Here is a 12,717-nt window from a genome sequence, read left to right on the forward strand (position 1 = left end):
GGCGTTGCACTGGGAATTACGCATTAATACAAGAAGAGTGAGGTAAGCGTCAACATCTTGGTCGGACCGAAGCTTTGCAGCCTAGCCGTGCGGCTGCTCACCAGGCTCCCCACAAGGAACCTACTTCTCCTTCCGCCAATTGAGCGACCCGCGGCTTTCCACCGAGCTCGATTCCACTTCCGCATCGAAGCCGCGGCCGAGCAGGTATTTGAGGGTGATGACCGAACCGCTGCCGATCAGCGACACACCGTAGCTCACGTAGAGTTTGGGCGACAGGTATTTGCCGAAGCCCACCACCGAGCCGCCGAGGGTGCGCGACTGGCTGACGCCGGCGTCGTCGAAGCCGAGGCGGGCGCCGAGCTGCGAGGCGAGCAGGCCGCTGCCGGCCGACAGCGCGCTGGCCGCGGCGGTGACCTGGTCGGCTTCGTCGCTGCTGGCGTTGCTGAGGCTGCGGCCGAGCACCAGGTAGGACATCGCTTCGGATTGCGACATCGACGGGTCCGACCACACGTCGGCGCGCGGCGCGGTGGCGCGGCCGGTGACGTCGATGCCGGCGGTGACGTCGCCGATCTTGCGTTGCGCGCGGATGTTGATGCGCGGATCGGAGACCACGTTGTTGCTCCAGGTCAGCTGGCCACGGCTGATGGTCAGGTCCTGGCCGTAGGCCTTGTACTGGCCGCTCACGTCCAGGCCGCCGGAGGCGGTCATCTCGCGGCCCTGGCGCGAGCGCACCTGCATCGCGCCGGTCAGCGCGCCGTTCAGGCCGAAGCCGGCCATCTTGACCTCATCGCCGAGCACCACGCGCAGGTCCATCTCCAGCGGCGAACTAGGCGCTTCCTCCGGATCGGCCGGGTCCAGCACCACCACGTCCTCGGACACCGAGGTGCCGCGGTCCAGCCGCTCCAGGTCGATGTCGGCCGACGGCACGGTGACCTCGCCGGTCAGCTGCATGGTCTTGTTGGCGATGCCGAACTGCATGTTCGGATTGGCCACCGCGCGCAGCTCGGTGGTGTTGGACACCAGCACGTTGTCGCCGCGGATGTTGAGCTTCAATGGCGTGCTGTCGCCGTACCACGACAGGCCGCCGTCCACGTCGAGCGTGCCTTCGCCGGATTTCACCGAGGCCACGATGCGCGCCGAGCCGTCCGGCTGCGCGTCGAAGCGGCCCTTGCCTTCGCTCAGGGTCAGGCCCAGCGCCGGCAGTTCGCCGGTGAAGCCGCTGAGCGTGGCGTTGCCGCCCATCGACGGCTGCGAACGCGTGCCGCGCAGGCTGACGTGGCCTTCGACCAGGCCCTTGGGCCGCACCAGGTCCGGCGAGAACAGCTCCATCCAGTACAGCCGCGACATGTTCATGTAGATCTCGCCGTTGAGCGGCGAGTACGCGTCCCAGCCGGTATCGACGGTGGCGTCGATGAAGCCGTCGCCCTGGAAGCCGACGCCGAGCTTGGAATGGATGTGCTGGGCGCTGAACTCGGTGTTGAAGCTGAACTGGTCGTAGCGCACCAGTTCGCCGCGCGCGTTGTCGCCCAGGCGCAGCCCGCCTTCGCGCGAGGCCAGGCGCAGCGCGCCCTGCCAGGCGTTGCCGGCCGGCTTGAAGCTGCCATCGACGGTGAGCTCGCCGCGCAGGTACATCTTGCGGCCGCTGTTGGGCGGCAGCCACGGCTGGATCAGCGACAGCGGCAGCGCATCGCCGCGCAGGGTCAGGCCCTGCTTGGGCCAGTTCGCGGCCACGCACAGCGCGCCGCCGCCGGCCGCGCCCAGGCAGGCATCGGCCAGGGTGAAGCTGCTGCCGGCCACCGCGAAGCCCGCCGGCTGCCGCAGTTGCCACGGCTCGCCCTTGGCCGGCGCCACGCGCAGCGACGCCAGCGTGCCCTGCCAGCGCGCGCCGTCGCGGCGCACCTGGCCGTTGAACGCGAGCGCGCCCATGTCGTTCTGCGTTTGCGCGTCCAGCTGCAGGTTTTCCACCGCGCCGCGCGCGTCCACGCGCAGCGTGTCCAGCGCCAGCCCGGCGCTGATCGCGCTGCCGCGCAACGCCAGTTCGCCACCGCTGCCGCGCCAGGGCAGGCGCCCGCGCAGGCTGACGCTGTCGGCGCCGTAGCCGTCCCACTTCACGCCGTTGCCGACCAGGTCGGCGGTGAGGTCGGGCGCGTCGCGGCGGCCCTTGACCTGCACGCTGCCGCGCAGGCTGCCGGCGGCACCGGGCAGCAGATCGGCCAGCTGCAGCGGCTGCAGTTGCGCATCGATGTCCAGTTGCTCGCCCACCTTGCCCTTGGCCTGCACGCGGCTGTCGCCCAGCGCCAGCTGCAACTGGCCTTCGCCCTGCTCGCCCTGCAGCGCGAACTTGCCGCTGGCCTCGAGCGGGCGGCTGCGCAGGCGGCCGTTCACGCGCGGCACGTCCAGCGTGGCCTCGTAGCCGTCGGACGCGCCGTCGGCGCGCAGCGGCCGCTGCCTGCCCTTGGATGCGAGCTGGCCGGACAGGTTGCCGTCCCAGCCCGGCGCGAAATAGCCCGGATCGAACCCGGCCAGCGTGGCGCTGACGTCCCAGTCCAGGTGCGGCGCCCAGGCCACTTCGCCACCGAGGTCGAGCGTGCCGCTGGGCATCGTCGCGCGCACCTGCTGCAGCCGCGCGCGCTGGTCGTTGCCGCGCGCATCGATCAGCAGTTCGGCGGTGTCGTCGCCGCGGCTGACCGTGGCCTCGCCGTAGGTGGCCCAGTCCTTCAGGGTGCCGGCCAGGCCGAGGTTGGCCTCGACCAGCTCCAGCGGCACCGCCGGCGCATCCGGCGTGGACGGGTCCGGCGCAGCGGCGTATTTCAGGCCGCTGGCGTTGACCGAGAAGCGCAGGCGCGCATTGGCCGCGTCGCGGAAATCGGCGCTGCCGCGCAGGCGCACCTGCCCGTCGAAGGCGCGGATCTGCAGCGGCGCCACGGTCAGCACCTGGTTGTCCAGGCGCACGTTCGACGGATCCAGCGTCACCACGTCGCCGGCGTACTCGAACCGGCCCTGCAACTTCGCGTCGCCGCCCTTGCCGCCGGCCTTCAGGTCGAACGCCAGCGGCGCGGCGGGTTCGCTGCCGGCGGCGGCCGGCGGCACGAACAACGCCGGGTCCAGCGCGGCGCTGCTGGCGGCGAACTGCCAGGTGGGATCGGTGCGGCCGGTGAACATCAGCGTGGCGCGCAGCGGCGCCGGCGCGTGGCCGGCGATCGCCACTTCCATCTTGTCCAGGTTGCCGCGCGCCACCAGCCCCAGCCGCGCCGGCGTGCGCCCGCGCGGCGCCGGCAGCACCGCGCTGGCGACCAGGTCGGCCTTGTAGTCCTGGCGCGGCACGTAGTCGCCGTGGATGCGGAAATCGCCGCGATCGCTGGTCACCACCAGGTGCTTGGCGCGGAGCTCGCCGTTGGCCACTTCCACCCCGCCGTGCAGCGTGCGGATGTCGATCATCGGCTCCTGCGACTGGGTGATGCGCAAGCCGTTGATGGCGATGCGGTCGACCTGCAGCGCCAGCGGCATCTCGATCTGCGGCAGCGACTGCGGCCAGCTCGGCAGCTCGAACGGTTCCTCGCTCTTGGCCAGGTTCAAGCTGGCGTTGCTGAGCTGCAGCAGGTCCAGCTGCAACTTGCGGCCGAGCAGCGGGCGGATGTCCGGATCCAGGTAGGCGCACTCGGCGGTGAAGTGGATGTCGTTGTAGCGGAAGTCCAGGTTGTGCAGGGTCAGCGGCCCGGCCAGCGGCCCCTCGGCCTTGTCCCAGGTCAGCGACGAGCCGGCCGGCAGCCGCGCCACCACCTGCGCCAGCAGCACGTCGCGCCCGGCCACGGTCTGCAGCAGCCAGTACAGCACGATCAACGCGAGCAGCGTCAGGCCCAGCGCGGTCAGCGCCGAGCCCCACCAGAAACGCTTGCGCCGGTAGAAGCGCGGGCGGCGCGGCGGCGGCGCGGGCGACGCGGGCGTGGGCGCGCTCACAGGTTGGCTCCGATGTTCAGGTACAGCTGGAACTGCGAATCCGGGTCGTTGAGGCCGTGCGCGATGTCCACCCGCACCGGGCCCACCGGCGAGCGCCAACGCACGCCGAAGCCCACGCCGGTGTGCCAGTCGGGGGTGTCGTCGAACGCGCTGCCGCTGTCGACGAACACCGCCCCGCCCCACGGCCCGCCCTTGAAGTAGTGCTCGTATTCGGCGCTGCCGGTGAGCACGTGCTTGGCGCCCAGCGCGAAGCGGTCGGGCCGGGGAGTGCGCGGGCCGACCTCGCGGAACGCGTAGCCACGGATGCTGTTGTCGCCGCCGGCGAAGAAACGCAGGCTCGGCGGCATCGACACCAGCGCGTTGGTCCAGGTGCTGCCGGCTTCGCCGCGCACGATCAGCCGGCTGTTGGCGCCCAGGCCCTGGAACCAGGTCAGGCGCATGTGCGCCTGGGTGAAGCTGGCGTCCGAGCCCAGCCCTTCGGCGCCGGCGCGCAGGCTGACGTTGCCGCTGAAGCCCTTGCGCGGGAACAGCCGGTCGTCCACGCCCACGTAGTCGCCCTCGATCTGCGGATAGACCAGGGTCGAATACTGGTACAGCGCGCCGTCGAACACCTCGTCGGTGGCGTAGCGCCAGCGCTCGCGCAGCGCGTTGATCGACGCGATCGCGGTCCAGTGCTCGTTGATCTCGCCGCTGCGGCTGCCGCTGAGCTTGAGGTTGCGCAGGTCGATGTAGTCGGTCTGTTCGTCGTAGGCGCGCGCCGAGGCGGTGTACCAGCCGTCGAGCCAGCGGAATGCCGGGATCCGGTAGCTGGTGGTCAGGCTCTTGCGGTTCTGCGCGTAGTCCAGCTGGGTGCTGAGCTTGTGCCCGCGCGCGTTGACGTAGCGCCGGTCCAGGCCCAGGCGCACGCCGGCGCCGCTCTCGCTGCCGTAGCTGACGCCGCTGGTGTAGACGCTGCGCTTGGCCAGGGTCAGGTTCACGTCCACCGGCACGTTGCCGTTGGCGTCGGCTTCCTCTGACTTGGTCTGGATGTCGACGACGCTGAAGTAGTCCAGCTTGACCAGCGACTCGCGCAGGCGGTCGAGCTTGCCTTCGTGGTAGTAGCTGCCTTCGTCCCAGTACACCAATGGATCGAAAAGGTCCTGGCGGAAGTAGTCCTGGTGGAAGCGAATCGCGCCCATGTTGTAGCGGCGGCCGCTGTCCCAGCTCAGGTCGATGTCGGCGGCGTGGTCGGCGCGGGTGACCTCGACCTTGCGCTGGGTGAAGTCGGCGTCGAAGTAGCCGCGCTCGGCTAGGCGCCGGGTGATGGCGACCTTGCTGGTCTCGTAGGTGGTGTGGTCGAAGACGTCCTTGGCCTTGGGACGGAAGTTCTGCAGGTCCTGGCCCAGGTAGCGGTCGTCCTCGGCCGGGCCGGTGATGGCCACATGGAAGTTGCGCACCCGCACCGGCTCGCCCTTGCTCACGTGCAGGGTCACGTTGAGCTTGTCGTCCACGCGCGGCGCTTCGACGGTGATCGTGGGCGTGTAGTAGCCGAACGGTTCCAGCGCCTGCCGCGCCTGCCGCTCGGCCTGGCCCAGCAGGTATTCCAGGCGCGATTCGCCCTGCACCTTGCCCACCGCCTGGTACAGCGACAGCGAGACCTCGATGTTCTCGATCATCGCCGCGTCGTCGTCCTGGTCCAGGCCCTGGATCTGCACTTTTTCGATGGTGCCGCGTGCATGGGCGGCACCGGCCAGCGACAGGACGAGCAGGGCGGCGGCGAAGTGGGAAATGGATCGCATGGGCGCCAGAATACCGACACCTTGTGTGAAGCTGCTAACCGGCGCCGGTGCCGCGCCGGCCGGCCGCGGCCGCACCGCGCTGCCGGGAAGCGCGGCAAGCCAGATGCGGCGCGGCTTTGGCCGCGCCCGACGCCGCAGCGCCCGTCCCTGCCGGCGGCCGGGTGCGCCGGCCGGCGTTGGCCATCGCGCGCGCGGGGCCGCCCCTTGCCAAGCCACCGGCGTCGCGCCACGCTGGCGTCCCCTCGCTGCCCGTGGAGTCGTTTGTGTCCATCGTGGTCGAAACCGCGCGCCTGCGCCTGCGCCGACTGGAGGCGGACCGGGACGCCGCGGCGATGCTGGCCCTGCTCAACGACCCCGGCTTCCTGACCCATATCGGCGACCGTGGCGTGCGCGACGAGGCCCAGGCGCGCACCTACCTGGCCGACGGCGCGGTGGCCAGCTACGCCGCGCACGGCTTCGGCCTGTATGCGGTGGAGCGGCGCGACGACAATGCCTGGATCGGCGTCGCCGGGCTGGTGCTGCGCCCCGCCCTGCCCGCGCCGGATATCGGCTACGCGCTGCTGCCGCAGTACCGCGGCCACGGTTACGCCTGCGAGGCGGCGCAGGCGGTGCTGGAGCATGCGCGCGACGGACTGAAGCTGCCGCGGCTGTGCGCGATCGTGTCGCCGGGCAACGCGGCGTCGGCGCGGCTGCTGGAAGCCCTGGGCTTCCGCGGCCAGGGCACGGTCCGGATCGCGCCCGAGGCGTCGGACGTGCGGCTGTATGTACGCGACCTGGGCGCAGCCACGGCGCAGGCGGGCTGAGCATGGACGCCCTGGAATCGCTGCGCCTGCTCGCGCGCTACAACCGCTGGATGAACGAGCGCCTGTATTCGGCGGCGGCCACGCTGTCCGACTCAGAACTGGCGCAGCCGCGCGGGGCCTTCTTCGGCTCGATCCTGGGCACGCTCAACCACCTGGTGGTGGCCGATACGATCTGGCTGCGCCGCTTCGCGCTGCACCCGGCGCAGCCTGCCGCCTTGCGCGCGATCGCCGCCGCGCCGGCCCCGGCGTCACTGGATGCCCCGCAAGCGGCGACGCTGGCCGGGCTGCGGCCGCAGCGGCAGGCGCTGGACGCCATGATCGACGCGTGGATGGCGCAGCTGGCCGCGGCCGACCTGGACGCGACGCTGAGCTACCGCACCACCCGCGGCGATGCGCACCGGCGCCGCTGCGGCGACGTGCTGCTGCACTTCTTCAACCACCAGACCCATCACCGCGGCCAGGCCACCACCTTGCTCAGCCAGGCCGGCGTGGACATGGGCGCGACCGACCTGCTGATGCTGATTCCGCAACTGGACGCCGATTGACCGGCGGGCCGACGCACGGGCAGCCTGGGCCTCGCACCCGACCACCCGAATAGCGCTTGCGAGCGCAGGGTGCGGCGTCACTCGCCCGCTGCCGACACGCGCTTCGTCGTCTTCGTGCCTACGCAGGCGCCCACGCGGCACGCGCCCTGTCCGGGCAAGCCCTACTTCACTGCTTCACTGCTCGGCGCCGAACTGCTGCCTGAGCTGCGCCAGACTCTCGCGCAGCTCGTCCACCTGCGCCTCCAGCGCCTGCACCCGCGCCTCCAGTTCGCTGCCGCCCTGCGCCGGCTGCGATCTGAACGACGCCGCCAGCGCCTCGACATCCACCGGCCCGCCGAGCAGGTGCATGTAGCGGTCCTCGCGCTGCCCGCTGACGCGCGGCAGCTGCACCACCATCTGCCGCTGGATCAGGCGGTCCAACTGGTGGCGCACTTCCTCCGCGTCGGCCAGGCGCACCATGCGCTCGGCGCGCGACAGCAGTTCGTTGACCGTCTGCGGCCCGCGCAGCAACAGCAGGCCGATCAGCGCCAGCTGCTGCTTGGTGAGGTCCAGGGCGGTGATCAGGCGGTGCTCGTAGCGCTCGGCGCGCGAGGAGAACTGCTGCCGCACCAGGCCGCGCGTCTCGAGCTGGCGAAGTGCATGCTGCACGTCGCCCGGGCTCAGCGACATCACCGGCTCGCGCGAGGTCTTCTGGTTCGCCGCCACCACCGTCGCGTTGACGGTGAGCGGATACGCATCGGGCGTGGTGGCTTCCTTCTCGATCAGGCAACCCAGCGCGCGGGCCTCGACGGCGGAGAGCAACGGCAGTGCAGGAGCGTCGGCGGTCATGGTCGGCATCCAACAAATGACGGCAAGCATACCGCGCAACCGCGCCGGGCTCGCTGCCGGGGCTGCGGAACCGGCCTGCCACGGCCGGCATCGCGCGTCGCTGCAGCCGATCCGGCCAACGGCGCGGCGGGAGCCGGCACTGCCGCACCGGCCGTGGCGGCGCCTATTGCTGCGTCACCGCCACGCTGTCGAGCGCATGGAACAGGTCGGGGAAGTTCTGCACGAATTCGGCGGCGCATTGCTCGGAGAGCTCGCTGGCGCGCTGCTTGACCTTGGCGTAGTCGTCGGCTTCCCAGTCGCCGATCGGCAGTTCGATGGCGCCCGGAGTGCAGCGCTGCGAAACCACGGCCTGGCGCATGCCGTTCACGTCCGCCGGCCGCGCTTCCATGCTGGCGGCGAAGCGCAGTTCGTACGGGGTGTCCGCATCGGCCAGCGACTTGTACACCAGCACCCAGTCCTCCGCCTTCACCTTGAAGGTGGCCGGCGGCAGGGCCTGCGGATGCGCGGCGGCGTAGTCGCGCAGGCGGCTCTCCAGCGTCGCCGGCAGGAGGCTGAGCGCGGGATCGACGATGGCTTCGTTCGGGTCGCCCAGCAGGTCTTCCTTCTTGAAGCCCGTCACCACCTGGCCGCTCATGGCGCCGAAGACGCCCTGCATCACCTTCAGGCCGGTCATCTTGGCCGTATGCGCGCGCCGCACCACGCGCAACCCGCGGGTCTTGGAGTCGGTGCTGGCGTGCACGGTCAAGGGCGCCTGCGCCGGCTCGACGAAGGCGGTCTTTCCCGCGGTGGCGCAGCCGACCAGCATCGGCGCAACGGCGGCGAGCGCGAGCCCGTACATCGACATCTTCAATGACATGAAACGTTCCTTATCCATTCTGGTTGGCGGGGCAGGTGGGCGAACGGCTGGGCACCGAGCGTCGCTCGACCCGGCCGTCGGTCGCTTTGGTGATGGCATAGATGTCCAGGCTGCAGGCGCCGGCACCGAAGTCGAACGTGGCTTCGTAGTCCTGCCCGGGCTGCGGCACGAACGTGCGTGCGCTGACACAGGTCGGCCCGTGGTCGATCGGGCGATCGCAGACCATGCGATAGCCCGGCGGAGCGGGCGGACACGGCGCGCTCATCGTCGCGCCGGCGGCGAACGACAGCACCACCGGCTCGTCGGCGCGGACATAGACCTCGAGCGGCCGCTTCGGCGTGTCGCTCAGCCGCGGCATCTGCAGGTCGCGGTGCGCGGTCAGCGGCGAGAACGCGGGCCGCCCGAAGCCCGGCACGTGGCCGCGGTTGCAGGTCGTACCCGGATAGATCACCGCACCGTCGATCGCACCGACCAGGCGCAGCCGCGTGCGTGCGCCGTCTGCCGGCTCGTCGTACAGATACAGCTGCGGGCTGTTGGCGACGATGGCACAGGACGTGGTCAGTGCGGCGGCCAGCGCCATGCACAGCCCGTTGAGTTTTCCGCCTTTCATGACTCGATTCCTTTCGTGTGGCGTCCGCGGGCGCGGCTCTATCGGTCGCCGAGCCACTCCGTCCATGGCGCAACGCCGCGCGAGTGTGCGGTCGTTGCGTATTCGGCTGCCGGCGAGAGGAGCTTGGACAGATCGCCCGCCGTGTGCGCATTTTCCGCTGCCGCGGCTGCGCTCGCCATCCGAGGATTTCCGACAATGTGTCGGGGTGGTCCCGACAGCGTCCTGCCAGCGCATTGCTGCTGCGGGCGCTGCCGGATCGGGCGATGCGGAGCGAGCGGCGCGGCGCTCTGAACGGCCGCACCTGCGCTGGCTGGTCGCCGGACTTGCCGCACGCAATCAGGCGCGGTGGAGCGCGGTTTGCGGCCGGTGCTTGCGTCGGATGCGGCGATTGGAAGTCGCAGTCGCCACCTCAAGCATCATCTTGGTGTTGCGCTTCATGACACCCGGTGCCGGCTGCGGAGACGCCGGATGCCAAGCCTCGACCCTATCAAGCGGAAATGAGCAGGCAGGAATGAGCGGGACGATCGATGCCGGCTGTTCTTCGGCTCGGCTCGCGACAGGATCGACTTCTGAACGCCGTGCGGCAATGCAGCATTGCAATTGTCGTATAGCCGCGCCGATTTTATTCATTGGTCGGCCGTCGCCCACTCCCGCTACCGTCTGTGCTTCGCCCGCGTCATGCAAGAGCGGTATGCGTTTCCATGCCGTGGGTCACGGGAAACGGCGCATATACCGGCATGGCGCGGCAAGATCCGCCCGCATCGCTATCGCTCAGCGTTGCCGACATCGGAGGAAGCAATCCAGATGGCAGGACCGGTGGGGCCAGGGGCTCCGATCTCGCAAGCGGCGCCGATGGCCGGCAATTCGCCTTCCTATCGCGCGGCGCTGTCGTTGCTGGCCTCGCTGTTCTTCATGTGGGGCTTCATCACCGTCATCAACAACACGCTGCTGCCGCATCTGCGCAGCGTGTTCGACCTGACCTACACCCAGGCGACGCTGATCGAGTCGGTATGGTTCATCGCCTACTTCTTCGCCTCGCTTCCGGCGGCCAAGCTGATCGAGCGGGTGGGCTACCAGCGCGCGCTGGTGATCGGGCTGGGCATCATGGCGCTCGGCGCGCTGGGCATGATCCCGGCGGCACGGCTGGCCTCCTATGGCATCACCCTGGTCTCGCTGTTCGTCATCGCCAGCGGCATCACCCTGCTGCAGGTCGCGGCCAACCCGTACGTCGCGGTCATCGGCGCGCCGGAGACCGCGTCCGCGCGGCTGAACCTGGTGCAGGCGTTCAACTCCGTCGGCACCACGCTGGCGCCGCTGTTCGGCGGCTACCTGATCCTGGGGCGCTCGGCCTCGGGCACCGCCCAGGGCGAGGTCGCGCTGACCCAGGCCGAACGCCTGGCCGACGCGCAGTCGGTGCAACTGCCCTATCTGATCGTCGCGGCGGTGCTGATCGTGCTCGCCGTCGTCATCGCCCGCTTCAAGCTGCCTGCGCTCGGCCAGGCCACGCAGCGGGCCACGCGCGAGCAGCGGGGACAGCATTCGCTGTGGCGGCACCGCAACCTGGTCCTGGGCATACCCGCCATCTTCATCTACCTGATCGCCGAGATCGGCGTATCCAACCTCTTCATCAACTTCGTCTCGCAGCCCCACATCGGCAACCTCACCCACGAACGGGCGTCGCACTACCTGTTCCTGCTGTGGGGCGGCATGATGGTGGGGCGCTTCGTCGGCAGCGCGCTGATGCGCACGATCGCCGCCGAAACCATCCTCGCCCTGTTCGCGGTCGGCGCGTTCGCGGTGATGCTGCTCACCGTCTTCACCACCGGACCGGTCGCGATGTGGTCGCTGATCGCCGTGGGCCTGTTCCACTCGATCATGTTCCCCACCATCTTCACCTTGGGGATCAGGGGGCTCGGCCCGCTCACCGAGGAAGGCTCGGGCCTGCTGATCATGGCGATCGCCGGCGGCGCGCTGGTCGTGGTGCAGGGCTGGCTGGCCGATGCCTACGGGCTGCAGAACGCCTTCCTGCTGACCGCGGCGTGCGAGGTGTATGTATTTTTCTATGCGGTTTGGGGGGCGAGGGTGCGGTGAGGGTGAAGGCGTAGCCGTTCACGATATCCGGCATCCAGCACTGCGTGGGGTGATGTGCCGTCGGCGCATACCACTTCCACACGAACGACATTAATTTGCCGCTCGGAAGCTTGTATGCGTTGCGTTTGAACTTTACACCATCGCAACAATCATTCCTATGTACTGCCCTTATGGATAGCGAAACTCCAATTTTGTGAGATTCTACGTTGCCCAACCTAAAAAGAAGGAATAGAAAATATAAAGAATATAACTAATAGCCAGGTTACTATGCATAACTGTCGCTCAACCCTTGGCCAGTCACCCGTCCGCCGTCGCACTAGAATCAGCACAAGTGTCAATGACGGCACCAGGGCAAGCGTAGGAACTAGGAATTCGAACACAAGAAGATAGTCGAAGACACTAGCGGCAAACTTACATACTAATGTGCCGCATCCGTCTATATATATGCCCAACGCAACACTTAGGGCAACAACAAGCCAATAGGCAGAACAGCTAATCCAGAGAGCCAAGTGTATTTTTTTATCATCTCTAACCTCCTAACGTCGTCAAGTGGAGCTTAGTCCCACGCCAATCGAAAACATGGATCAGAGCGCACGTTCCCTCCTGTCAGGTTGACTTTCGGCTATCTACACCCGCGCAGTGGGGCCGACACGACGGCCGAAACGGCGTTTAATGGCCGCAAGGAAGGGCTGTTGCTCAGCACATGCTGGCGCCACAGGTTCCAACGGATGTAGATGAGCAGGGAAACTAAACTCTGACCCCCCGATTTTCCGAAAATGCACTCTAGGAAGTAGCGTGCTATCCAAGATAGAATAGTTCCTTTAGTGTTCATCAGGGAGAATCTTAAATTTTATGTCGTGCTCTCCTTTAACAACCCTATCAATCACCTGCAACCAATCGTTTATAGCAGCAGGATCAGCGCTGGAGCCATCCTCAAGAATGCTCAACTCGGATAACACAGTGCCAATTTCATCAGAGTTCGTCCTTTTATAAACCTCCAACCAATATTCAAACATGGCCATATAAGCCTGCTCAACGGTAATTAATTTGTCCATTAGCTTTTCCATTAGTTTTTGCCTGGCAAACCAACTCTACTATTAAATGCTTTTGGCATCTTATTGACACCTCCATTCTGAATTACACCACTCCTAACCGAAAACATGGGTCAGAGTCTGAGGTATCCCCACGTTTTCCCGAGTAGGATCAACCGGCTAACGGCGGCCCGGCTGGAAACAGGTGCGCGCATGGC

General features: G+C 67.9%; 10 protein-coding genes. 3 read left to right on the top strand and 7 right to left on the bottom strand.

Features of this window, described 5'->3' with window-relative positions:
• Positions 1 to 120: 120 nt before the first annotated feature.
• Both JR065_RS02680 and JR065_RS02685 read right to left on the bottom strand, forming a co-directional pair.
• Positions 121 to 3,957, bottom strand: a complete 3,837-nt coding sequence (locus JR065_RS02680) for a translocation/assembly module TamB domain-containing protein (protein WP_206231848.1) — start codon at positions 3,955 to 3,957, stop codon at positions 121 to 123.
• Positions 3,954 to 5,735 carry an autotransporter assembly complex protein TamA gene (locus JR065_RS02685; protein WP_206231849.1) on the bottom strand — a complete coding sequence of 594 codons (1,782 nt, stop codon included), beginning with the start codon at positions 5,733 to 5,735 and terminating at the stop codon, positions 3,954 to 3,956. Before JR065_RS02685 ends, JR065_RS02680 begins: the two co-directional genes overlap by 4 nt.
• A 263-nt stretch (positions 5,736 to 5,998) precedes the next feature.
• Here JR065_RS02685 and JR065_RS02690 point away from each other — a divergent pair, with 263 nt between their 5' ends.
• Both JR065_RS02690 and JR065_RS02695 read left to right on the top strand, forming a co-directional pair.
• Positions 5,999 to 6,538: a GNAT family N-acetyltransferase gene (locus JR065_RS02690; protein WP_206231852.1), complete on the top strand. Its 540-nt coding sequence runs from the start codon at positions 5,999 to 6,001 to the stop codon at positions 6,536 to 6,538.
• Positions 6,539 to 6,540: 2 nt separating this feature from the next.
• Complete coding sequence (locus JR065_RS02695; protein ID WP_206231854.1) at positions 6,541 to 7,083, top strand: DinB family protein; 543 nt, start codon at positions 6,541 to 6,543, stop codon at positions 7,081 to 7,083.
• A gap of 174 nt (positions 7,084 to 7,257) precedes the next feature.
• On the opposite strand, the gene JR065_RS02700 is transcribed toward JR065_RS02695, so the two are convergent.
• From JR065_RS02700 to JR065_RS02715, 4 genes are all read right to left on the bottom strand, one after another.
• Entirely contained in the window at positions 7,258 to 7,911 is a 654-nt protein-coding gene (locus JR065_RS02700) for a YceH family protein (RefSeq protein WP_206231856.1), read from the bottom strand.
• Positions 7,912 to 8,074: 163 nt separating this feature from the next.
• Positions 8,075 to 8,767, bottom strand: a complete 693-nt coding sequence (locus JR065_RS02705; RefSeq protein ID WP_206231857.1) for a hypothetical protein — start codon at positions 8,765 to 8,767, stop codon at positions 8,075 to 8,077.
• A 10-nt stretch (positions 8,768 to 8,777) separates the two neighbouring features.
• Complete coding sequence (locus JR065_RS02710) at positions 8,778 to 9,377, bottom strand: hypothetical protein (protein ID WP_206231859.1); 600 nt, start codon at positions 9,375 to 9,377, stop codon at positions 8,778 to 8,780.
• Between the two features lie 336 nt (positions 9,378 to 9,713).
• Positions 9,714 to 10,007 (bottom strand): hypothetical protein, encoded by a 294-nt coding sequence (locus JR065_RS02715; protein ID WP_206231861.1) that lies wholly within the window; start codon positions 10,005 to 10,007, stop codon positions 9,714 to 9,716.
• A 222-nt stretch (positions 10,008 to 10,229) separates the two neighbouring features.
• On the opposite strand from JR065_RS02715, the gene JR065_RS02720 reads away from it, so the two are divergent.
• Complete coding sequence (locus JR065_RS02720) at positions 10,230 to 11,468, top strand: sugar MFS transporter (protein ID WP_241093321.1); 1,239 nt, start codon at positions 10,230 to 10,232, stop codon at positions 11,466 to 11,468.
• A gap of 821 nt (positions 11,469 to 12,289) precedes the next feature.
• Here the strand turns inward: JR065_RS02720 and JR065_RS02725 are convergent.
• The gene (locus JR065_RS02725) at positions 12,290 to 12,523 is read right to left on the bottom strand and encodes a hypothetical protein (RefSeq protein ID WP_206231865.1); all 234 of its coding nucleotides are present in this window, start codon (positions 12,521 to 12,523) and stop codon (positions 12,290 to 12,292) included.
• Positions 12,524 to 12,717 lie beyond the last annotated feature (194 nt).

The sequence above is a fragment of the Xanthomonas sp. genome (genome assembly GCF_017163755.1).
In the GTDB taxonomy this organism is placed as follows: Bacteria; Pseudomonadota; Gammaproteobacteria; order Xanthomonadales; family Xanthomonadaceae; genus Xanthomonas_A.

Coding starts and splice junctions, on each gene's coding strand:
- JR065_RS02685 (WP_206231849.1), bottom strand. CDS start 5,735: ATGCGATCCATTTCCCACTTCGCCGCCGCCCTGCTCGTCCTGTCGCTG.
- JR065_RS02695 (WP_206231854.1), top strand. CDS start 6,541: ATGGACGCCCTGGAATCGCTGCGCCTGCTCGCGCGCTACAACCGCTGG.
- JR065_RS02700 (WP_206231856.1), bottom strand. CDS start 7,911: ATGACCGCCGACGCTCCTGCACTGCCGTTGCTCTCCGCCGTCGAGGCC.
- JR065_RS02705 (WP_206231857.1), bottom strand. CDS start 8,767: ATGTCATTGAAGATGTCGATGTACGGGCTCGCGCTCGCCGCCGTTGCG.
- JR065_RS02710 (WP_206231859.1), bottom strand. CDS start 9,377: ATGAAAGGCGGAAAACTCAACGGGCTGTGCATGGCGCTGGCCGCCGCA.
- JR065_RS02715 (WP_206231861.1), bottom strand. CDS start 10,007: ATGAATAAAATCGGCGCGGCTATACGACAATTGCAATGCTGCATTGCC.
- JR065_RS02720 (WP_241093321.1), top strand. CDS start 10,230: ATGGCCGGCAATTCGCCTTCCTATCGCGCGGCGCTGTCGTTGCTGGCC.
- JR065_RS02725 (WP_206231865.1), bottom strand. CDS start 12,523: ATGGACAAATTAATTACCGTTGAGCAGGCTTATATGGCCATGTTTGAA.